This is a genomic window from Fictibacillus sp. KU28468 (genome assembly GCF_026153615.1).
GTDB lineage: Bacteria > Bacillota > Bacilli > Bacillales > Fictibacillaceae > Fictibacillus_C > Fictibacillus_C marinisediminis.
Genome location: NZ_CP110666.1, coordinates 3,020,098 through 3,040,810, shown reverse-complemented (window position 1 = coordinate 3,040,810; position 20,713 = coordinate 3,020,098). Strand labels below are relative to the sequence as shown.

Here is a 20,713-nt window from a genome sequence, read left to right as displayed (position 1 = left end):
TTAAATGACAGAAGGAACTTTACTGGCTGCTGCCTGAATCATTAGAATGCACATGTCGTCCTGCTGGTTCACCAGCTCTTCTTCCGGTATGACCATATGAATAGGGGACGTGATGGTTTGGTTCCATTTTTGAGAAGCGATAAACTGCAGTTTATCGAGTAAGAGATTCTCATCCTTGTTCGCTTCAATAACACCGTCGGTAAAAAGAAGAAGCTGGATATCCTTTTCAAAATGGATCGTTGATTTTTCCACTTCCAATTGATCAAAGAAACCTACGGCACAGCTGCCGCGTTCAAGCAGGCATTGCTCAGCACCATCAATGAGTACAAATCCAGGAGGATGTCCTGCATTCACATATTCTACGGTTTTGCTCTTTGTATCAATGACCAAATAAATGCACGTAAAATAGTAATTATAGAAGTTCTTTTGATTATAAAGCAGCGCCATATAGCGATTCAGCTCTTTAATTACCAGTTCCGGGTCTTCAATCATCTTGATGGCATCTCTCATTACAGAGGAAATGTACATGCATACAAGTGAGGAGGAAATCCCATGCCCCATCATATCCAGCAGGATGACACCATACCGGTGCTCACTAAAGCGATGCCAGTAGTACATGTCACCCGCAAGCTTAAATGAGGGAAGATGGGAGACGTTAATCTGGATATTTTCTTGCTGGAGCGGGGGATTTAACAGACTTCTCTGAACCTGCATGGCAAGGTCAAGCTCATCCCTGATCTTCTTTTCCTGCTCGATATGCCAGTCTTTTTCATACTTCAACCTTAGCGCCACCCGTATACGGGCTAGCAGTTCAACTTTATTGATCGGTTTTGTGATATAGTCCATTCCGCCCACATCAAGCGCTTCGGCAAGTTTGTTAGTATCTTCAAGGGCGGTGATGAAAATGATGGGAATATCTTTTAGCCTTTCAATCTCTTGAATACGTCTGCAGGCTTCAATTCCGTCGATCTCGGGCATCATGATGTCCAATAGAATCAAGTCTACATCACTTTTTTTCGGGTGGGGATTCCCCATTTCAAGGTAATCAAACAATTGGCTGGCGGATGAAAGCGAAACCGTATTCTCATAACCGGCACCTTTTAATATTTTTTCTATAACAAATAGATTTACGGAATTATCATCTACCATAAGAATAGCCATGTCTTCTTTTCTCCTTCAACATTTTCTGTTATTAACAGAATAAACTGTGAATATGTAAAAAGATACTATTCTATCATTATACTGAAAATCAGGGAAGAAGGTATAATTAATTCTTTTTATTTGTTTTTCAGGGCAGATTAAGTGAGTGAATGGTCCAGGATGGTTACAATAAGAGTGGAGAACAAGATAAGGAGCTGATCATATGGCTGAACATACCTTTCATTTAAAAGCCAACTGGCCAGGTTTGCGAAATGATGTAGGTGAAATTGAAACAGGGAACCTGAAAATGAAAATCTCGATTCCTCCTGAAATGGATGGACCAGGAGTGGGTACCAATCCTGATGAAATGCTGCTTGGTGCAGCAGCAACCTGTTATATTATTACTCTTGCTGCCATGATGGAGAGAAGCAGCCTGGATAAAGAAAAGCTTACGATGGATTCAGTTGGGGTCGTGGATGTAACAAAAGGTGTGATCACGTATAAGAAAATCATACATCGCCCTGTTATTGTTTTAAAAGCTGAGGCGACACAGGCAGATCAGCAGCTCGCCAAAAGGCTGGCTGAAAAAGCAGAAACTTCATGTATGATCACAAGAGCCATACAAGGAAATGTCGAAGTGGAGCTGGAAGCAACCATAACAACAGCATAAAACAAAAAACCAGCATGTGAAAATTTTCTTGCTGGTTTTTTAGTCTGTTCTGCCATCCAGTAACCAGTATCCGCCCGCCACTTTTCCTCCAAAGATAAAGATGTTCACTCTCAGATTGAAAACAGTATGATCAGTACAAGTGAGAGTATGAGATAAAGGAGTTTATTCAAGAACACACCACATAACGTTATGGCATACCCGTCCATTCATGCTCCAAAATACTGAAGAGCAGCGAGTTCCGCCATCCACCTCCCATCTTTAGATCTTCTCTCAGTACACCTTCTTTTGTCATTCCTAATTTTTCGAGAACTCTTGCTGACCCTTCATTGTCAGGGTGGCACGTTGCATAGATTCGATGAAGACGCAGTACGGTATAACCCAAGTGGAGTAGAAGTCTGCCCGCCTCGGTTGCATAGCCTCGGCCCCAATAATCAGGATGGATGACATAGCCGATCTCTCCGATTTTGTTAGTGAAATCCCTGATGTTCAGTTCTGCCACTCCGATCAGTTTTTCATCTTTTTCTTCAATGATCGCAAAAGCATAGCGAGACCTGGGATTATGCTTTGTATCTTTTATAACCTGGCCCATGAATTCCAGCGTATCTTCCTCGGCATTTGGGCCCCACGGCTGAAAGCGGCATGTGATCTCCTGAGAAGCGTACGCATGTACATCCTTCCAGTCGGTTATTCGTAATTCCCGTAATCGGATTCTCTTTTGTGTCTGTTTCTCTGCCATGAGTTGTTCCTCCAAGCTGTAGTGTCCTTATTTAGATGTATTCTTCTTTCCGAAGAAATTTTCCTTGTTTTAAGAAGAAAGGGCAGGGTTGCAGGAAGATCTCATTGTCATATCGAAGGACTACTATGAAAATAAACATGATAAAAGGAGATTTAATATATGGAAAATCAAGCATCAAAATGGATGGACTATCATCTCTGGGCCAACAAGAAATGGTTTGAACATTTAAAGAAGCTGCCAGAAGAATGGGTGAAGCAAGAAATAAAAAGTGTGTTTCCAAGCTTGATGGATACATTGGTTCACATGCTGAAAACGGATCTGATCTGGCTATGGACGATTTCTGGAAGAACATACGAAGAAACGATCCACTCGCTGAATGAATGGAATGAGAGGCTGGAAGGCGTATCATTGATTGAAATTGAGAAATTATTTATGGAAGTATCCAGCAGCTATAAGCTGTATTTAAACGGGATAGAAGATCCACTTCAGGTGATCACGATTTCGCATCCGAAATTCGGGGAAGCTAAGGCGCCGCTGCAGGATTTTATTCTGCATGTTGTCAATCATGGAACCTACCATAGAGGAAATCTTACCGCCATGCTCAGACAGATGGACGGGGCAGGTGTGTCTACCGATTACATTTTTTATTTGTATGAAGAGCAGAACCTTTTTGCACAGAGCGGGGAGACGAGTCTGTAAGAACATTTTATTCATGAAAATAAAATGGTATAATTAAAAAGAGTACAAATGTTCGAATCTATGGATTAAATGAAGCATAATGACGAATATATGTATGCTTCAAGGAGTGAACCATGAAACTTATTATCGCTGAAAAACCATCACAGGCCCAAGCTCTTGCAGGGCCTTTTTCTAAGGTTAAGAAACTAAAAGGATATTATGAGATTCCTCCTCAGGAATTTTTTCCTGAAGGAGCCTATTTAACATGGTGTGTCGGCCACCTTCTGGAACTTGTTCCGCCAAAGGACTATAAACCGGAATGGGAAAAATGGAAACTTGAAACGCTGCCGATGATGCCGGACCGTTTCAGGTATAAAGTTTCTCCCTCTAAATGGGATCAATTTCAAACGATTAAAAAGCTGGCTTTTGAACCCGGAGTCACTGAAATCATCGGTGCGACCGATGCGGGTCGTGAAGGAGAACTTATCTATAAATCTCTTCTCCTCAATATGAACTGCAGAAAACCGGTAAAGCGCTTATGGATCTCATCATTAACAAAAAAAGCAGTCTTGGATGGATTCAAAAACCTGAAAGAAGGCCAGGAAACGCTCCCCATCTTTTTTGAAGCCTATTCCAGAGCCTGTGCCGACTGGCTTGTCGGGTTGAATACGACGAGAGCCTACACACTTTTAATGCAGAAAAAAGGAATTAGAGAGACATTTCCGACAGGAAGAGTCATGACACCGACAGTCGCGCTAGTTGTTAAACGCGAACATGAGATCGAGAAGTTTAAGCCGGAACCTTTTTTTGAAGTGATCGGTTCATTTGATGTGAATGGAAAGAAGTACAGCGGAAAATGGCATGATAAAAACAGCAGCCGCCTCAAAACGAAAGATCTGGCAGAGGAGATCAAAAAGCGGACTGAAAATCAGTCTAGTTCCGTGGACAGCATAAAAAAGGAGAGAAAAGAATACCATCCGCCGATGCTGTTTAATCTTTCTGCTCTCCAAGCTAAAGCGAATCAAGTGTATAAGTACTCCCCGGAAAGAACACTGAACATTACAAGCGATCTCTATTTAAAAAAAGTGGTCAGTTATCCAAGATCGGATAGCCCGTATATCACTGAAGAAGAGGCGAAAATGATGCCAGGCATATTGAAGCAACTTGGTGACCTTAAGGAATATAAACATCTCCTTCCTTCACCGAAGCGATCTCTCATAGGGAATCCGCGTTTTGTAAATGCTGAAAAAGTATCTGACCACTATGCCATCATTCCAACGGAAAACGTGGCTAATCCTGTAAAGTTAAGCCGAGATGAGCGGAACATATACGATCTGATTGTGAGGAGCGTGATTGCTGCCCACTATGATAAGGCGATTATGGATACCACTACAATCGTTACAAAAGTAAATGAGCGGGATGAATTCATTTCAAAAGGAAAAGTCATCGTACAGGAAGGATGGCGCAAGGTCCTTTTTGAAAACAAAAAGAAAGAAGATAAAAAAGAGGACGATGAAAACACCCTTCTTCCGGATCTAACTGAAGCCGACAAAGGAAGAGTGGAGAACATTGCAATCCGGGAAGGAAAAACACAGCCGCCTAAACGCTACACGCTCGGAAGTCTCGTCACCCTCATGAAAACAGCCGGCAAAACGATTGAGGATGAAGAGCTGAGCAAGGTGCTCGAACAAGTTCAAGGTCTTGGGACTGAGGCGACACGAAGCAGCATCATAAAAAAAATTGAAGAGCTGGATTACATCAGAGTAGAAAAAAACCAAGTATTTGCGACCGAAAAAGCGAAGGGATTAATTGCCGCGATCGGTGAAGAATCCATTTTGACATCTGCTGAAACAACTGCGGTTTGGGAGCAGCGGCTCCGTGAGATTGGAAGAGGAAAAGCAGATGCGAAACAGTTTATGGAGCTGACCCGCAAAATGACAGAAAAAGTGATCAGCGATGCCATTGCCGGTGCTGCAAGCTGGAAGGTAGAGAATATTCCGTTGTCTAAAACAGCAGAACCCATCGGCAATTGTCCGTACTGCGGAAAAGAAATCATCTATATTAAGCGAAATGACTTCTATGGATGCAGCGGCTATAAAGAAGGGTGCAAGTTTTCCATTTCCGGCAAGATCGCACGGAAAAAGCTATCGGCAGCTCAGGTGAAACGCCTGTTGGAAAAGGGCGAAACCACCAAGTTAAAAGGGTTTAAAAGCAAGCAGGGCAAACCGTTTGCGGCCGCCCTTACCCTCAATAAAGAGACCGGGAAAATTGAATTCAAAATGTAGAACATTGATAACATAAAAAAAGGATGCCCAGAAAGAAAGCTGGCCATCCTTTTTCTTATTTTTTAAATCGATATGGAACAGTAGTAACAACCACATTTCTTTTATACAGAAGATAAGCCCTGATGAGCAAGCTTGACTGGTTATGAAGAATGTTGTGCCAATTCTTTTTCGTAATGAATTGCGGAATCAGCACCGTCACCCAATAGTTCGATTCTTTTGCCTTGTGTTGGGCAGTATCTATAAATTTGGTGAGCGGCTGTATAATGCTCCGGTATTGTGAGTGCAGTGTGACGAGACGGATGTCCGGCTGCCACTGCTCCCATTTCTCTTCAAAACGTCTTTCCTCCTGTCGGTCAAAGGCTACATAAACGGCAATGACCTGGTCAGAGAGGGTTCTAGCGTAATTAAGTGAGTTTTCAACCACCCGAGTCATCCCGGCAACCGGAACAATGATAACATTTCCTTCGATGGCGAGGGGCGGATGTTCTGATTCCAGGCGAAGCTGGTCACCGACGTCCTTATAATGGCGATGGATCCGGTGGAACAGTAGGATAATTAACGGCAAGAAGATCAGAACGGACCAGACTTGAGTAAATTTAGTGACAAAAAAGATGATGAGAACGGTCAGGGTGATCAAGGCACCGATCAGATTGGCCGTTAGTTTTGAAATCCAGCCCTTTGGTTTTTCTCTAAGCCACTTTAAGATCATACCGGTTTGTGACAAGGTAAATGGAATGAATACCCCTACGGCATATAAGGGAATCAAGTTCTCAGTCTGCCCTCTGAACGCAACAATCAGAATGATAGAGCCGATGCCGAGCGTAATGATTCCATTTGAATAACCGAGGCGGTCTCCGCGCATCGTGTACATTCTCGGCATGAATTTATCTGCCGCCAGGTTATAAGCGAGAAGAGGGAACGCTGAGTAACCAGTATTGGCTGCAAGGACTAGAATTAGTGCGGTTGTTCCCTGGATAAAATAATACATATAGTTACGGCCGAACGTTTCTGCAGCAATTTGTGAAACAACGGTTTCCTCTACTTTAGGTGCGATGCCATACCAATAAGCAAGGAAGGTAACTCCAGTAAATAAAACAGCTAATAATGATCCCATCATGATCAGCGTTTTGGCAGCATTATTCGGCTGGGGCTCCTTAAAGTTCGGAATAGCATTAGAGATTGCTTCAACTCCAGTAAGAGCAGAACATCCAGAAGCGAAAGCTCTGAGAAGCAGGAACAGCGTCAGACCAGCAACCGGTGTACCGACAGGCGTGTGTGCAGATGCAGGAACACCTCCGGTTGCAATATGGTAAAGACCGACCCCGATCATAATGATAAGGGCCACAACAAAGAGGTAAACCGGGTAGGCCAAAATACTCGCCGACTCCGTTAAGCCTCTAAGATTTAAAATCGTAATGAGAATAACGAGCACTACGGCAATCACGACGTTATGCGCATGGAGGGCAGGAAAGGCTGAAGTGATGGCGTCTGTTCCTGCAGATACGCTAACAGCTACGGTTAATATGTAATCAACGAGTAAAGATCCCCCGGCAACCAGACCATAATTGACTCCCAGGTTTTCTTTAGAAACGACATAGGCTCCACCGCCGTGAGGATAGGAAAAGATAATCTGCCGGTAAGATAATATAAGTGCCAGTAATAGTACAAGGACTCCAATTGCGATAGGCAGGGAATACCAGAAGGCGACCGTCCCAAATGTTACGAGTACCAAGAGAATCTGCTCAGTTCCGTAAGCAACAGAGGAGAGCGCGTCAGATGAAAGAATTGCCAGCGCTTTCAACTTATTCAATTTATGTTCTCCGGCCTCGTTAGATTTTAACGGACGTCCGATTAAAAATCGTTTCAATGAAGTTAACATGATTCACCGCCAAGAATTAATTTTGAATGATAAAGTATGAAACCCTGAAAAAAAAGAAAGTTGTAATCTTTTAATTTTACCCATTTTACATTTATTCTTATACTTGTTCGCGTAATCGAAGAACAAAAAGGGTAGTATGAAATAAGATACCCAGAGTTATAAAGGAGAAAACAATGATGAACGAAAAACAGATGGCAGGCGAAAAAGCTGCTGATTTCATAGAAGAAGGAATGACAATTGGCCTTGGGACAGGATCTACTGTCTATTTTATGCTTCAAAAACTGGGGGAGCGGGTAAAGGAAGGACTTCAGATTAAGGGAGTATCCACTTCAGATTCCACAACAAAATTGGCAGAGTTACTTAATATACCGCTTATCTCCATTAATGAAATCGATCAAATCGATCTTACCATTGATGGAGCAGATGAAGTAGATGCTGAATTGAATGGGATAAAAGGAGGAGGTGGCGCCCTGCTGTATGAAAAAGTAGTAGCGAGCATCTCTTCCAAAATCATATGGATCGTTGATTCCGCTAAACGGGTTGAGTCACTCGGTACATTTCCCCTGCCAGTAGAGGTGCTGCCATTCGGATCTCATCAGGTTTTCCGTCTGTTTGAAAAAGAAGGGCTCCAACCGTCTTTTCGAAAAAAGGAAGATGCTTATTTTATAACAGACAGCGGACATTATGTGATTGATTTAAAAATGGAAAGTATCAAACATCCTGAAAAAACCGCTTCTTGGCTCGATGGGATCACAGGCGTAGTGGAACATGGTCTGTTCTTAAATATGGCTGACCTTTTGATCGTAGGAGAGGCTGGCGGCCCAGCCATCATTCATCGAAAGAAATGATAATTTTTCAAAAAAAAAGATTGTATCAATGTGGATAATACTGTATATTCTATCTTAATAAAACTGAACGTTATGAAAAGCTTTGAAAGGAACATGAGTGATTCTGGCCGGTTGCACAGAGAGGAAGGGTGCTGAGAACTTCCCAACGCAGGAGAATCGCTTACCATCCATGAGCTGTATCGGTGAAATAAGACTAGCCTATACCGCAGCCGCTGCGTTAAAGCACTGGAGCCATCACTTCGTTGTAAAACCTCTTGATGGGAATCTGGGTGGAACCACGGGTAAAACGCACTCGTCCCTATTGCCGGGGATGGGTGCGTTTTTTCTTTTTCCCTTTCCCGAAATAGAAAATAGCTGTGAACAGGACAAGAATGACTCAAACCGGTTATACAGAGAGGGAAGGAAAGCTGAGAACTTCCTAACACAGGAGAGTGATTTACCGCCTGGGAGCTGAATGGGTGAAACTGGATTCCATTAGCCCATTCCGCATGAGCTGCGTTACAGCGAATGGAGCCGTCAAATGCAATTATGGCGGGAACCAGGGTGGAACCACGGGTATAAGCACGCTCGTCCCTAGATTAGGGATTGGTGTGCTTTTTGTTATTCAAAAACTAAAATGGAGGGTTATAAGATGAAAGAAAATCAGATCAGCATTCAATTTCCCGATGGTTCCGAAAAAAAGTACCCGTATGGTGTATCAATGGATGAAATTGCGGCTTCAATCAGTCCTGGTCTTAAAAAGAAGGCTGCAGCAGGAAGGATAGACAATGTCCTTTACGACCTGAGCTTCACTATAGAGAGGGCCGCGGCCGTAGAGATTTTAACACTTGATTCCGATGAGGGAATCAACATCATGAGGCATAGCGCTGCACATGTCCTAGCTCAGGCTGTTCAGCGGCTATATGACAATGTAAAACTTGGAGTGGGGCCGGTCATTGAGAATGGGTTTTACTATGACATGGATGTGCCGGTTTCGATCAGACTTGAAGATCTACCTGCCATTGAAGCAGAGATGAACAAGATAATCAAAGAGAATAAAAAGATTGAGCGGATTGAGGTTTCAAGGGGGGAGGCAGAGGAATACTGGCTTGGAAAAGGGGATCTTTTAAAGCAGGAATTGCTCAACAATATCCCTGATGATGAAGAGATTACATTTTATAAACAGGGAGAGTTTATGGACCTTTGCCGAGGACCGCATCTTCCTTCAACTGGCCTTATTAAAGCATTTAAGTTAACTTCTGTATCTGGAGCCTACTGGCGGGGCGATTCGGAGAATCAAATGCTGCAGCGGATCTATGGAGTTGCTTTTTCCTCAAAAAAGGAACTCGAAGAGCATCTTCTCATTCTTGAAGAAGCAGCAAAGCGAGATCACCGCAAACTCGGAAAAGAGCTTGATCTGTTTATGTTTTCTGAAGAGGCTCCTGGAATGCCATTTTTCCTGCCAAAGGGCCAGTTGTTAAGAAATGAACTGGAACGATTTTTGAGGGAATTTCAGATGAGTCACTCCTTTGAAGAAGTAAGGACACCGCTTATGCTGAATCAGCGGCTGTGGGAGCAATCGGGCCATTGGGATCATTACAAGGAAAATATGTATTTCTCACAAGTGGATCAGGCTGGTTTTGCATTAAAGCCGATGAACTGTCCAGGGCATATGCTCATCTATAAAAACAAACGCAGGTCGTACCGGGATCTTCCCTTAAGACTCGCAGAATTCGGCCAGGTGCACCGGCATGAATTCAGCGGAGCGCTGAACGGGCTGCTGCGTGTAAGAACATTTTGCCAGGATGATGCCCATATCTTCGTTGCACCGGATCAAATTGAAAGCGAATTAGAGTCAGTGCTTGATGTCGTGGGTGAGGTGTACCGAACTTTTGGATTTCAATTCGAGGTTGAACTCTCTACTCGTCCAGAGGATTCGATGGGGGATGAGAGGCTTTGGGAAAAGGCAGAGAATGCCCTTGAAAATGTTCTGAAGAAAGCCGGATTGAATTACAGGATCAATGAAGGTGATGGTGCATTCTACGGTCCGAAGATTGATTTTCATATCCGGGATGCCATAAACAGAAGTCATCAGTGCGCGACAGTGCAGCTGGATTTCCAGATGCCTGAAAAGTTTGATCTCCATTATATTGATGAAAAGAATGAAAAACAGCGTCCGGTCGTTATTCATCGCGCGATTCTCGGTTCAATTGACCGTTTTTTAGGAATTCTGATTGAACATTATGCAGGTGCGTTTCCATTATGGCTGGCACCGGTCCAGGTGAAGGTTCTACCTGTGTCATTATTGCATCACCAGCCCTATGCAGAGGATGTGGTTCAGAGATTGAAATCTGCAGGAATAAGAGTAGAAGCTGATTTGAGAGAAGAAAAGCTGGGCTATAAAATCAGAGAAGCACAATTACAGAAGACACCCTTTATTTTAGTTGTCGGAGATGAAGAGATAAAACGCCAGGGTGTAAATGCCAGGAAATATGGAGAGGAATCTTCCGGTTTTATAGAAGTGGAACAGCTGATCAAACAGCTGCATGAGAAAGTTGAAAATAGACAATAACCATAAAGAAGAGGAGTTTTTTATCATGCTAAAGGGGTGTGATGAGAAAGCGCCTCTTTTTTTTGTAATGGCTGTGCGAAATCAGGTTATTTTAGGACAACCATTCAATTGGGAAGCATCATGGTCATTTTTATGCAAAAATGAAGGATTTTGAGTAAATTTTCATGCTGGAGTCCTTAGCCAGATGGTTCAGTGGGCTATTTTGGCTTCTGCAATATCTTTTGCGGAGGTATGAGCGCCAGACTAGTCACTTACACCTGAAAAAATCGTAACGACTTTTTTTTATTTAATTACAGATTATTGTTCAAAAATACGATCTTTTACGAAGATCAGCCGGTTTTTTTGTTTGGCAGGTAGCCTTACATAAGAAATACTGTCCAGAAATCCCAAAATACTGTCCAAAAGCGGAATTTTACTGTCCAAAATAAGAATTTACTGTCCAAAACCCCAATAATACCAGCCAAACCGATATTACGGTAAACTACCTCGAAAAATGGGTTTGACATTTTCTTGAATATCGGTGTATTATATCACTAGTACACTAGTTCATTAGAACAATGTGAAATGGAGGACTGTTTAATGAATCCTTGGTTAGGACAATTAAAAAAAGAATACAGGCTCGGAAAAGGCGGAGCGCTAGGTGCTTTAATTGCTTTGCTTTTATATTTGGGGCTTGGAGTGTATACAGCATGGAGGATGGGCAAACCTGAAACCTTTTTTGCATTTTGTGCGTTTGCGGTGATGATGCATGTAGTCTATATGGCAGGATATTTATGTGTGAGTTACTTTCTCGAGCAAAAAACAATGCATTTATGGCTGCAGACCCCGCTGTCTGTCAGTAAACTGCTTTTGGCAAAGCTGGTAAACGGGTTCGCGGCACTTGCCCTTTCGCTATTCATAACGAGCGTTGTTACACTTATCGCAGGAACGATGGTAATGGACGTTTTTGAGCTCAATCCGGATATGACATGGCCGGATGTCATTTACATTGGCACCTTTCTAGTCATTCATATCCTGCTTATTTCTTTCTACATTGGACTAGGTTTAACGTTTTTGTGGGCGATTTATCTCGTAACCACAAAAAACCTCGGTAAAGTAAGCGGATGGGTAATCGGGCTCGGAGTCTTTTTCTTTGGGCCGTGGCTTCTCGCAAAATGGGAAGATACCAAATTATTTGATGCTCTATTTATCTGGGGGAAAGTCAACCTTAAATATAGCGACTTCGTATATGGAGTCTTTAAGCACGTTTATATTGGCTATTATTTTTACCATCTGCTTTTGGCAATTGTACTATTTCTTGCAGCCAGCTGGTTAATCGAACGAAAAGTTGAGGTGTAGCACATGGCAGACGATTTTAATGCATCCAAACCGATATACATGCAGCTCGCCGACCGGATTAACCGCCAAATTCTTCGTAAAGAACTGGTAACTGGGCAGAAGCTGCCGTCAGTCAGGGAGATGGCGATTCAGTCGGGAGTCAACCCGAATACTGTTCAGCGAACCTACAGTGAATTAGAAAGGATGGGTAGTGTGGAATCAAAAAGGGGTCAAGGGACGTTTGTAACGGAAAACCAATCAGTATTAGTCGAACTTCGGCAAAATTTGAAAAAAGAACAGATTTCATCCTTTTTTGCCGATATGAAAGAAATGGGATTTTCAGCAGAAGAAATGATGGCAGGCTTACAAGAGTTCATCTCATCTGAAGAAAGCGGTGAACAGCGTGATTGAATTTAAGAATGTGACCAAGAAATATAGAAACCATCGTGCAGTGGATAACCTTTCGCTGTCATTGCCGCAGGGGAAAATCATCGGAATTGTAGGGGAGAACGGCAGCGGGAAGTCAACAACGATGAAATTAATCTCTGGACTAATCCGGCCTTCTAAGGGCAGTGTATCAGTTGATGGGGAGGAAGTGTCCCGTAATATCAGCAGAAAAGTTTCCTATCTTTCAGAACTGGATTCGTATTATTCCTTTTATACTGTTGGAGAAACGATTGATTATTACGCGTCCATATACAGTGATTTTAACCGCAGCAAGGCGGAAGAAATTCTGGACTATATGAAGCTCGACCGCAGCAAAAAAGTGAAGAACCTCTCCAAAGGAAACCGGGGCCGGTTAAAGATCGCTGTCACACTGGCGAGAGAAGTCCCGGTGATTCTTATGGATGAACCGCTGTCTGGGCTGGATCTCATGGTAAGGGATTCCATTGTGAAAGGTCTGCTGTCTTTTGTAGACTATGAAACTCGAACCATCATTATTACAACACACGAGATTAAAGAGATTGAACCTATTCTTGATCTGGTCGTCTTAATTAAGGATGGAAGGGTACTCCGCATGGAAGAAGTAGAGGAAATCCGGATCCATCAAAATGTCTCCATCGTGGAATGGATGAAGAAAGAATATGAGTAATGGAGGAGAAGACAATGAGCAGAAAACCTTTGGTAGAACTGCAAGATGTGAAGAAAAAGATTGGGAAGAAAGAGATCATTCACGGATTATCGTTTGATATTTATGGGGGAGAAGTGTTTGGTTTCCTCGGACCGAATGGGGCTGGGAAGACGACAACCATTCGTATGATGGTTGGATTAATGAAGCTCAGCGGCGGGAAAATTTTAATTAACGGTAAAAATATTGAGACGGAATACAAGAAGGCGATTTCTCATATTGGTGCTATTGTTGAGAACCCTGAAATGTATAAGTTTCTTACGGGTTACCAAAACCTCATCCATTATAGCCGCATGGTGAAATCGGTAAGCAAGACAAGGATTGCACAAGTGGTAGAACTGGTCGGATTAACAGATCGGATTCATGAAAAAGTAAAAACCTACTCGCTTGGGATGCGCCAGAGACTGGGTCTTGCACAGGCTTTGCTTCACTCTCCATCTGTTCTGATTTTAGATGAACCGACGAACGGTTTGGATCCAGCAGGTATCAGGGAAATCCGCCACTATCTTCGGGAACTGGCTGAGAAAGAAGGCATTGCTGTGATCGTATCGAGTCATCTTTTATCCGAGATGGAGCTCATGTGCGACAGGATTGCTATTATCCAGCACGGAAAACTGATCGGCGTTCAGAGCACGAAGGAATTCGTGGAAAGCGGCAGAACGAGAAAAGTGCGATTCCTTGTGGATGAAGTGGCTGCGGCACGCCATGCAGTGAGCCATCATGTGAAGGCTGAACGGATATCTCTTGGCAATGGCTATATTGAGGCAGAGATGGAAAGAGACCTGATACCAGAGGTGACAGCCACTCTTGTGGTTGAAGGACTAAAAGTCTATGGAATCTCATCAGAAACGAAAACGCTGGAAGATAAATTCTTGGAAGTGACGGGAGGAAAAGAGATTGTCTAACTTCATGGGAATGATCCGCAATGAAAATTTGAAAATATACCGGCGTATCGGAAATCTGATCATGCTTGCTTTGCTCATCGGTTTTATCGGACTGAGCGGAATCATCACAAAAACTGAAAAGTCGGCACCGGTAAAAGACAACTGGAAGCAGGAACTTAAAGCAGAAAATGCATCCATGGAAAAGACGCTGAAAAAAGAGCCGATGATGAAGAAGCATAATGAGCGCTTGATCGCGATCAACGAGTATCGTATCTCCCATAATATCAAACCGCTGGAAACGAAAAATCAATGGTCATTTGTTAGTGAAAGCCCGGATGCGATTCAGTTTATCTTAATCTTTACCATTATAATAGCGGGCGGTATGGTTGCCAGTGAATTTTCATGGGGGACGATTAAGCTGCTTCTGATTCGTCCTGTAAGCCGAACGACCATACTCGCTTCCAAATACATTTCTACTCTTCTTTATGCACTGTTGATGATTCTCATCACGTTTGTTGTATCATGGCTACTTGGCGGAGTGCTCTTCGGGTTTGATGGAAGCCCTCAGTCCTATCTCAGTTATGCGGACGGGAAGGTCGTAGAGGAAAACATGATCTGGCACATGTGGAAAGAATACGGCTTTGCGAGCATCATGCTGCTCATGATGGCTACCTTTGCCTTCATGATGTCCACCGTATTCCGCAACAGTTCGCTAGCGATCGGTTTTTCTATCTTCTTATCGCTTTCAGGCACACTGATCGTTAACTTCTTTTCTAAGTATGACTGGGTAAAATATATATTGTTCGCTAATGTGGATTTAAAGCAGTATTTTGATGGCACACCTTTCATCAAAGGGATGACCCTGAATTTTTCATTGACTGTACTTGCAGTTTACTTCGTCATCTTCATTGCCCTTACCTGGATTGTATTCAAGAAACGTGACGTGGCTGCTTAATTAAAAAGCTCTGTTAGTCCATTTTGTTGATTTTTGGTGGGGGTGATTGAACCTCCTTTTGAAAAGCAGAAGGGGCTGTCCAAGAAGTCTGTAAGCTGTTGATTTCCGTTCCAGGGTGCTCGCTTTTACCGGCGTAAACGCCTACTTTCGCAGGTCGTGCGGTGAGCCTTACCGGCGGGAACGCCTACTTTTTGGCGCTAGCGCCTGCGGGAGTCTCACCTGTCACGCTAGTCCCGCAGGACAAGGAAGGCTCCGGCAGCTTTTTATCGCACGAAGAAAATGTGAAGTTCATTTTCGAGGAGTCTCGCACCTTCCACTTCAATCAACTTTTCATTTAAGATTTTCAAGCCAAAAAGGGCCGCCTGAAGGTCAATTTTCGACTTTCTGGACAGCACCTTTCTTATTTTTCATCCTTCACGGCATCGTTTAGTTTTCTAGTGTTTCCTTTGGCATTTATGAATTCAAGAACCTGATTAAGTCCATCGGTGTCATTTGCTGTACCCTGGTTGATTTCAAGGCGTGTCTTTTCTGAGTTATTCTTCTTATTCATTATAATCAAATCTCCCTTCTTTATCCTTTCCCTTCGGTGGTGGATGCTACACGTATTGAGCGAGTCAGGAAAGCTTTCTGCTCGACCTCAGCCGGGTACGAAGGGGTGTGGCAGAGGGTTTTTTAGGTTGTGAGGTATTTCTGATAAGTCCGCTGTCTATACCATAACGCGGCCGGTGCTTGACCTCCTTAAATACTTTTCCAACATATTCCCCAACAAGTCCGATTCCCATCAGCTGAAGTCCGCCAATGAACCAGATGGACAGGATGATGGATGTCCAGCCCGGTACAGTGTATCCGTTAAACTTCTGAACTATAGCGAAAATCCCTGCGATTGCACTGAACACTAAGAATAAGAAGCCGGAAATGGTCAAGAAGCGGATTGGCTTGATGCTGAATGATGTAATTCCGTCGAACGCAAAGGCGAGCATTTTCCGAAGTGGATATTTCGATTCTCCTGCAGCTCTTTCTTTCCGGTCATAATAAACTTCTGCTGAAGAAAAGCCGAGAAGGGGGACGACCCCGCGCATGAAGAAATTTCTCTCACGGTACCGTCCAAGTTCTTCTAACGCTCTTTTGCTCAGCAGCCGGTAATCGGCATGGTTATAGATGAGTTCGACTCCCATCTTTTCCATAACTCTGTAAAACCATTGAGCAGTATGCCGTTTGAAGGCGGTGTCGTTTTTCCGTTCTCTTCGTATTCCGTAAACTACATCATGTCCTGCGCGATACTTGTGGATGAATTGGCGTATCGCCTGCACATCGTCCTGCAAATCAGCATCGATTGTGATAATGCAGTCAGAATAGGCTTTTGCCGTATCCATTCCAGCAAGGAGGGCGTTCTGGTGACCGGCATTCTTCGCCAGTTTAATTCCGTTCGCATGGTGGTTTGTTTTATGTAAGGCGGTAATAAGCTCCCATGTTTTGTCCTTGCTTCCATCATCTACAAAGAGCATGCTGCTTTCTGGAGAAATAAGTGTTTCTGAAATCATTTCTTTGAGTATGGATGTCAGTTCCCTTGCGGTGATCATGAGCACTTCCTCTTCGTTATAGCAAGGAACCACAATCGTCAAGACGGGCAATCGATTACTGTTCATTCTATGGTAAAGACCTCCTTATTTCTCATCTCTCCGCTTACTCGTAACGGGTGGCTTCAATGGCATTTGTTGTTTCTTGTAAATGACGGAGATGTTCACGGGCATGAAAAAGCCTCTTTGTCTGTTCCTCTGTCAATCCATCCGTTTGTCGGGATTGCTGAACCATTTCGTGGGCATATTCCAGCAATTGTTTCGCCTGCTGGAATTCTTCGGGATTGTTGTTTCCTTGTGATTCTTCAATGGCTTTTCTTGCATTCTCTACGCACTCTAAAGCATTGCTGTATAGGTTTTGATGATCCATCGGCCGACTCCTCCTGTTATTATTCTTATTCTTAACATGTGTTTTGGAGAATTTTGTTATACGTTTATGCCATAAATCCCATCACAAAAAAGGCGTACAAGTTCTGATAGCTGAATAAACTTGTACAAACAGAAATTACAGGCGGAGGTTTTCAGTGGGGATTTTACTTAAATACATGCTTTTAGGATTGTCGTTGGCCGCTCCAATTGGACCAATTAATGCTGCACAGATGGATAAAGGTATACGAAGCGGTTTCTGGCATGCCTGGATGGTGGGACTTGGAGCAACGACAGCAGATGCAATCTACATGGCTCTTGTTTATATGGGTTTGGTTCATTTTTTGGATGCTCCCGTCATCAAAGCCTTTCTCTGGCTGTTTGGGTGTTTTGTTTTAATCTACACAGGCATTGAAAGCTTTCAAAGTTCTGGAGTGATGGTTCTTTCAAAAAAGCAGGGAAGCGAAAAAACATGGAGATGTTTCTTATCAGGCTTTTTCATGTCACTGACCAATCCTCTGACTATACTTTTTTGGCTTGGCATTTATGGTTCTGTTCTGGCAGAGACAGCGGCGACTTATCATAAACAGCAGCTTTTTCTGATCAGCGGGGCGATTTTCAGCGGAATTTTGCTTTGGGATTTTACGATGGCTCTTGTAGCCAGCAGTTTCAGGCGGTATTTGGCAGATTCCTTGCTTAAATTGATCTCACATATATCTGGCCTTTCACTCATCTGCTTTGGCTGTTATTTCGGATATCAGGCCTTCAAATTTTTATGGAATTAGGCAGTGCCTTTTTGAGAAGATAATATAGAGGATCATTTGGGTATACAATGGTAGAGAAGGGAGATGAGCCAATGGGTGTGGCAGGAAGTTGAGACTCTATAAATGGATTTGCTATTTACTTGCACTATTCAATCTGGCTGATGCTTTCCTGACCTACAGGCTTCTGAAGCACGGCGGGGAAGAATTAAACCCGGTCATGCGGCTTCTCTTTGATTTTCATCCATTTGCCTTTATAGCGGTGAAAATTTTGTTTTCGTTCCTTGTTTTGCTTCTGTCTTTTTTACCGCTTCGCAGCAAGATAAAGTTTTTTGTTTACATTGCTTTTTTTGTCTACCTTTTAATAATGGGCTGGCATATCTACATACTGCTGATTTTGTCCATGCAATAAAGAAGCGCACAGACTCAGTCTGTGCGCTTGTTTTATGATTCCTTGATAAAGAAGGATCGATGTTTGTCCATTATTTCTTTGTAATCTGAAGTTACTTTGTCCTGAGAAATCCCCAGGCTGGAACTGATGTAGTCTATATACTTTTCATCCGGCATAAGCCATGAATTGTACTGTCGTTTCAAGTAATTTTCTGCAGACTGGAATTCCTCAAATGATTTCGGTACGGGAAGGCTGTTATGAATAAGCTTCCATTGTTTGTCGCTTGTTTGAAAGAGGTTTGTAATTTCTCTATTGTAATTAATAAATAGTGTACCATAGACATTTTCTCGCACGTTCCATTCGTTGTCGTGTGCATCACGACGTCTTGGCGGAATCTCAAAGGCAGGAAGAACGAAGCGCTGGAATCCTTCAGGTGTCAGGGTGCATCCAGAGGCTTTCGGATGTCCGCCGCCACCGAACTGTGCTGCATACTTTGACACGTCGACGTGGTCATATATCGTACGGAAACCGGCTCTTTTTCCGCCGATGTTTAAGATCACGATCAGATCAAGATGCGGATTTTCGCGGTTCAGCTCATTGCCAAGCTCTGAATGATGGCTTTCCGCATGAACGATTCCGATTCGATACGGTTCCCCGCCTGTCTTGTAAACTGTATCCCATGTTTCAGCCATTTGTCTTTGCTTTTTCTTAATATACGCTTTTCGGCTGTCTTCTTCGAGCTGAAGTATTGTTTCTTCCGTTTCGGAAAAATGGAAGTGTTCTTCTGTTTTTAACCGTTCCAGCATATTTTTTTCAAATTCACCCGGAGGCAGCAAATAGAAAAGGTCGTTTAGCCGCTTGGCATTTTCGTTTTCATTCTCAAACCATTCCCACGTATCATACTGTCTGACGAGCTCTACAAATTCTTTTAATGCTCCTTGGTCCTTCAACAGCCCTTTCTTTATATAATGTTCATAAAGGAGAGAGGTAGCAGAGGTGAGCTTGCCATCCTCTTGTTTTGTCTGAACAAGACCCCATTCAAATTTATTTAAATGATCGGCAGTCACATGATGATCGATGAGCTGCACTTCTCGCCCACTTTCGTACCGTGACTGAAGTTTTCCAGCGAGTTCATCATTTACTGCAATATCCGTTATGTATACCGGTTTTTTTTCCTGCTCTGGATCAAGCAAAAAATCAGAAACACGGCGATTAATATTATCATGCGAGCAGTAGAACGTTTCTACATTTTCTTCTCCCAATGCAAGCATGGCAACGATGCCGCATGACTTCCCATCAAGGTCATTATGTGAAAAAAGTTTCATTTCACTAACGCCTCCTTTCTCAATTCCATATTCAATAGTATAGGCACGAGCCCTTTCTTTCAACCGAAAAAAGGATTTTTCTCACTTCAGCAGAAATAATAGTGAGTTATCCATCTTTTTTTACAGGTGAAAGGAAGTAAACATGATCAATTTAAAAGAACAATCCCACAAAATGGCTAAAGTCTATCAAAGAAATGAAAAGATAGCGGGTGTCCTTCTTGCAGGCTCCGTTTCAAGAGGATGGGAGGACAGCCATTCAGATATTGAACTGCATATCTTATGGAATGAAGCACCGAATGATGAAGATCGGCTAAAACCAATAAAGGAAGTAAAAGGGGAAGTCATCGATTTCTTTCCATATGAAGATGAGGAATGGTCAGAAACGTACCTTGCAGCGGGCATCAAATTCGAGATCAGCAATTTTTTAGTAAAAACGGTTGAGGATGTGATCCGCCAAGTCGTGCAAGAAGGGAATATCAATTATGACCTTCAGTGTCTGGCTGCTTCTGTTCATGATGGACATGTTTTGTATGAGAAAGACGATATATTGTTACAGCTAAAGGAACTTGTGAAAGAATATCCTGTGCTTCTTGCTGAATACATGATTCTTGAAAATCTGGAACTTGGAAGCCGCTGGAATAACCGCAGGGCATTGTTCGACCGCGAGGATTGGCTTATGTATTATGATCTTCTTACAGCTGTACAAAAAAAGCTGCTCGGTGTCCTCTTCGGCTTGAATAGCATGTATGTTCATCATCCAGCATTCAAGTGGATCGAAAACAGCATCAAGGAGATGAAAATTGCTCCGGAAAATCTCTATGCACGATTTTCTGACATTTTAACGGGCGTTCCCCAGCACAGTTTAACAGCACTTGAGGAACTCACCGAGGAAGTGTTTGCACTTGCAGAACGTCATCATCCGTACTTGCCGGTAAAGGAGAAAAGACAACGGGCGGAATTCACAAGGCCTCATCACCAGTAAGAGGAGGGAAATAGTAGTTTCATACTTTCATTTCTCCATTCCTTACATGGATCGAATCCCTGAAAGATATAAACTCTGGTTTGGAGCAGCAGTGTTCTTTTTATTTTCCTGTACTTTATCTTATAAGAGCTGGAAAGGGCATCAGAAGAATCAGAAAAAGACAGAAGACGAGGCGGAGGGCAAATAGCTCCCGCTTATTTATTTTCTGAATCTAATGACCCGGGAAAACAGCAGAAAAT

Annotated in this window: 21 protein-coding genes and 1 other annotated feature; of the genes, 14 read left to right on the top strand and 7 right to left on the bottom strand. The window is 43.0% G+C overall.

Going from position 1 to position 20,713, the window contains the following annotated elements; genetic code table 11:
- The gene (locus tag OKX00_RS15815) at positions 1 to 1,161 is read right to left on the bottom strand and encodes a SpoIIE family protein phosphatase (protein WP_256225395.1); all 1,161 of its coding nucleotides are present in this window, start codon (positions 1,159 to 1,161) and stop codon (positions 1 to 3) included.
- A 202-nt stretch (positions 1,162 to 1,363) separates the two neighbouring features.
- On the opposite strand from OKX00_RS15815, the gene OKX00_RS15810 reads away from it, so the two are divergent.
- Complete coding sequence (locus OKX00_RS15810; RefSeq protein ID WP_265407967.1) at positions 1,364 to 1,810, top strand: OsmC family protein; 447 nt, start codon at positions 1,364 to 1,366, stop codon at positions 1,808 to 1,810.
- A gap of 187 nt (positions 1,811 to 1,997) precedes the next feature.
- Here OKX00_RS15810 and OKX00_RS15805 read toward each other — a convergent pair whose 3' ends face one another.
- The gene (locus OKX00_RS15805; RefSeq protein ID WP_265407966.1) at positions 1,998 to 2,546 is read right to left on the bottom strand and encodes a GNAT family N-acetyltransferase; all 549 of its coding nucleotides are present in this window, start codon (positions 2,544 to 2,546) and stop codon (positions 1,998 to 2,000) included.
- Positions 2,547 to 2,705: 159 nt separating this feature from the next.
- On the opposite strand from OKX00_RS15805, the gene OKX00_RS15800 reads away from it, so the two are divergent.
- Together OKX00_RS15800 and OKX00_RS15795 are read left to right on the top strand one after the other, a co-directional pair.
- Positions 2,706 to 3,245 (top strand): DinB family protein, encoded by a 540-nt coding sequence (locus OKX00_RS15800; protein WP_265407965.1) that lies wholly within the window; start codon positions 2,706 to 2,708, stop codon positions 3,243 to 3,245.
- A gap of 113 nt (positions 3,246 to 3,358) precedes the next feature.
- On the top strand, positions 3,359 to 5,509 hold the full coding sequence (locus OKX00_RS15795; protein ID WP_265407964.1) for a type IA DNA topoisomerase: 2,151 nt from the start codon (positions 3,359 to 3,361) through the stop codon (positions 5,507 to 5,509).
- A gap of 55 nt (positions 5,510 to 5,564) precedes the next feature.
- On the opposite strand, the gene OKX00_RS15790 is transcribed toward OKX00_RS15795, so the two are convergent.
- The gene (locus tag OKX00_RS15790; RefSeq protein WP_265407963.1) at positions 5,565 to 7,388 is read right to left on the bottom strand and encodes an APC family permease; all 1,824 of its coding nucleotides are present in this window, start codon (positions 7,386 to 7,388) and stop codon (positions 5,565 to 5,567) included.
- Positions 7,389 to 7,564: 176 nt separating this feature from the next.
- Here OKX00_RS15790 and rpiA point away from each other — a divergent pair, with 176 nt between their 5' ends.
- From rpiA to OKX00_RS15750, 8 genes are all read left to right on the top strand, one after another.
- Entirely contained in the window at positions 7,565 to 8,236 is a 672-nt protein-coding gene (gene rpiA / locus OKX00_RS15785; protein WP_265410562.1) for a ribose-5-phosphate isomerase RpiA, read from the top strand.
- A gap of 347 nt (positions 8,237 to 8,583) precedes the next feature.
- Positions 8,584 to 8,814 (top strand) — a binding site (T-box leader).
- Between the two features lie 53 nt (positions 8,815 to 8,867).
- Positions 8,868 to 10,787, top strand: coding sequence for a threonine--tRNA ligase (gene thrS / locus OKX00_RS15780; RefSeq protein WP_265407962.1), 1,920 nt, complete (start codon positions 8,868 to 8,870; stop codon positions 10,785 to 10,787).
- Positions 10,788 to 11,366: 579 nt separating this feature from the next.
- Complete coding sequence (locus OKX00_RS15775) at positions 11,367 to 12,125, top strand: hypothetical protein (protein WP_265407961.1); 759 nt, start codon at positions 11,367 to 11,369, stop codon at positions 12,123 to 12,125.
- A 3-nt stretch (positions 12,126 to 12,128) separates the two neighbouring features.
- Positions 12,129 to 12,515, top strand: a complete 387-nt coding sequence (locus OKX00_RS15770) for a GntR family transcriptional regulator (protein ID WP_265407960.1) — start codon at positions 12,129 to 12,131, stop codon at positions 12,513 to 12,515.
- Positions 12,508 to 13,197 carry an ABC transporter ATP-binding protein gene (locus tag OKX00_RS15765; RefSeq protein WP_265407959.1) on the top strand — a complete coding sequence of 230 codons (690 nt, stop codon included), beginning with the start codon at positions 12,508 to 12,510 and terminating at the stop codon, positions 13,195 to 13,197. Before OKX00_RS15770 ends, OKX00_RS15765 begins: the two co-directional genes overlap by 8 nt.
- A 14-nt stretch (positions 13,198 to 13,211) precedes the next feature.
- Positions 13,212 to 14,138 carry an ABC transporter ATP-binding protein gene (locus OKX00_RS15760; RefSeq protein WP_053354976.1) on the top strand — a complete coding sequence of 309 codons (927 nt, stop codon included), beginning with the start codon at positions 13,212 to 13,214 and terminating at the stop codon, positions 14,136 to 14,138.
- 4 nt (positions 14,139 to 14,142) lie between these two features.
- Complete coding sequence (locus OKX00_RS15755) at positions 14,143 to 15,072, top strand: ABC transporter permease (protein ID WP_265410561.1); 930 nt, start codon at positions 14,143 to 14,145, stop codon at positions 15,070 to 15,072.
- A gap of 161 nt (positions 15,073 to 15,233) precedes the next feature.
- The gene (locus OKX00_RS15750) at positions 15,234 to 15,410 is read left to right on the top strand and encodes a hypothetical protein (protein WP_265407958.1); all 177 of its coding nucleotides are present in this window, start codon (positions 15,234 to 15,236) and stop codon (positions 15,408 to 15,410) included.
- A gap of 62 nt (positions 15,411 to 15,472) precedes the next feature.
- On the opposite strand, the gene OKX00_RS15745 is transcribed toward OKX00_RS15750, so the two are convergent.
- The 3 genes from OKX00_RS15745 to OKX00_RS15735 all read right to left on the bottom strand — a co-directional run bounded on the left by OKX00_RS15745 (position 15,473) and on the right by OKX00_RS15735 (position 17,019).
- Entirely contained in the window at positions 15,473 to 15,622 is a 150-nt protein-coding gene (locus tag OKX00_RS15745; protein ID WP_265407957.1) for a hypothetical protein, read from the bottom strand.
- Positions 15,623 to 15,686: 64 nt separating this feature from the next.
- On the bottom strand, positions 15,687 to 16,718 hold the full coding sequence (locus OKX00_RS15740; protein WP_256225411.1) for a glycosyltransferase family 2 protein: 1,032 nt from the start codon (positions 16,716 to 16,718) through the stop codon (positions 15,687 to 15,689).
- Between the two features lie 37 nt (positions 16,719 to 16,755).
- Entirely contained in the window at positions 16,756 to 17,019 is a 264-nt protein-coding gene (locus OKX00_RS15735) for a hypothetical protein (protein WP_053354974.1), read from the bottom strand.
- Between the two features lie 154 nt (positions 17,020 to 17,173).
- Here OKX00_RS15735 and OKX00_RS15730 point away from each other — a divergent pair, with 154 nt between their 5' ends.
- Positions 17,174 to 17,800 (top strand): LysE family transporter, encoded by a 627-nt coding sequence (locus OKX00_RS15730; protein WP_265407956.1) that lies wholly within the window; start codon positions 17,174 to 17,176, stop codon positions 17,798 to 17,800.
- Positions 17,801 to 17,888: 88 nt separating this feature from the next.
- Positions 17,889 to 18,188 (top strand): DUF5658 family protein, encoded by a 300-nt coding sequence (locus OKX00_RS15725; protein WP_053354972.1) that lies wholly within the window; start codon positions 17,889 to 17,891, stop codon positions 18,186 to 18,188.
- Positions 18,189 to 18,220: 32 nt separating this feature from the next.
- On the opposite strand, the gene OKX00_RS15720 is transcribed toward OKX00_RS15725, so the two are convergent.
- Positions 18,221 to 19,492 (bottom strand): DHH family phosphoesterase, encoded by a 1,272-nt coding sequence (locus OKX00_RS15720; protein ID WP_265407955.1) that lies wholly within the window; start codon positions 19,490 to 19,492, stop codon positions 18,221 to 18,223.
- Between the two features lie 145 nt (positions 19,493 to 19,637).
- On the opposite strand from OKX00_RS15720, the gene OKX00_RS15715 reads away from it, so the two are divergent.
- Positions 19,638 to 20,474 carry a DUF4037 domain-containing protein gene (locus tag OKX00_RS15715; protein ID WP_265410560.1) on the top strand — a complete coding sequence of 279 codons (837 nt, stop codon included), beginning with the start codon at positions 19,638 to 19,640 and terminating at the stop codon, positions 20,472 to 20,474.
- Positions 20,475 to 20,713 lie beyond the last annotated feature (239 nt).

Coding starts and splice junctions, on each gene's coding strand:
- OKX00_RS15810 (WP_265407967.1), top strand. CDS start 1,364: ATGGCTGAACATACCTTTCATTTAAAAGCCAACTGGCCAGGTTTGCGA.
- OKX00_RS15760 (WP_053354976.1), top strand. CDS start 13,212: ATGAGCAGAAAACCTTTGGTAGAACTGCAAGATGTGAAGAAAAAGATT.
- OKX00_RS15815 (WP_256225395.1), bottom strand. CDS start 1,161: ATGGCTATTCTTATGGTAGATGATAATTCCGTAAATCTATTTGTTATA.
- OKX00_RS15755 (WP_265410561.1), top strand. CDS start 14,143: ATGGGAATGATCCGCAATGAAAATTTGAAAATATACCGGCGTATCGGA.
- OKX00_RS15740 (WP_256225411.1), bottom strand. CDS start 16,718: ATGAACAGTAATCGATTGCCCGTCTTGACGATTGTGGTTCCTTGCTAT.
- OKX00_RS15800 (WP_265407965.1), top strand. CDS start 2,706: ATGGAAAATCAAGCATCAAAATGGATGGACTATCATCTCTGGGCCAAC.
- OKX00_RS15770 (WP_265407960.1), top strand. CDS start 12,129: ATGGCAGACGATTTTAATGCATCCAAACCGATATACATGCAGCTCGCC.
- thrS (WP_265407962.1), top strand. CDS start 8,868: ATGAAAGAAAATCAGATCAGCATTCAATTTCCCGATGGTTCCGAAAAA.
- OKX00_RS15745 (WP_265407957.1), bottom strand. CDS start 15,622: ATGAATAAGAAGAATAACTCAGAAAAGACACGCCTTGAAATCAACCAG.
- OKX00_RS15775 (WP_265407961.1), top strand. CDS start 11,367: ATGAATCCTTGGTTAGGACAATTAAAAAAAGAATACAGGCTCGGAAAA.
- OKX00_RS15805 (WP_265407966.1), bottom strand. CDS start 2,546: ATGGCAGAGAAACAGACACAAAAGAGAATCCGATTACGGGAATTACGA.
- OKX00_RS15720 (WP_265407955.1), bottom strand. CDS start 19,492: ATGAAACTTTTTTCACATAATGACCTTGATGGGAAGTCATGCGGCATC.
- OKX00_RS15790 (WP_265407963.1), bottom strand. CDS start 7,388: ATGTTAACTTCATTGAAACGATTTTTAATCGGACGTCCGTTAAAATCT.
- OKX00_RS15735 (WP_053354974.1), bottom strand. CDS start 17,019: ATGGATCATCAAAACCTATACAGCAATGCTTTAGAGTGCGTAGAGAAT.
- OKX00_RS15795 (WP_265407964.1), top strand. CDS start 3,359: ATGAAACTTATTATCGCTGAAAAACCATCACAGGCCCAAGCTCTTGCA.
- rpiA (WP_265410562.1), top strand. CDS start 7,565: ATGAACGAAAAACAGATGGCAGGCGAAAAAGCTGCTGATTTCATAGAA.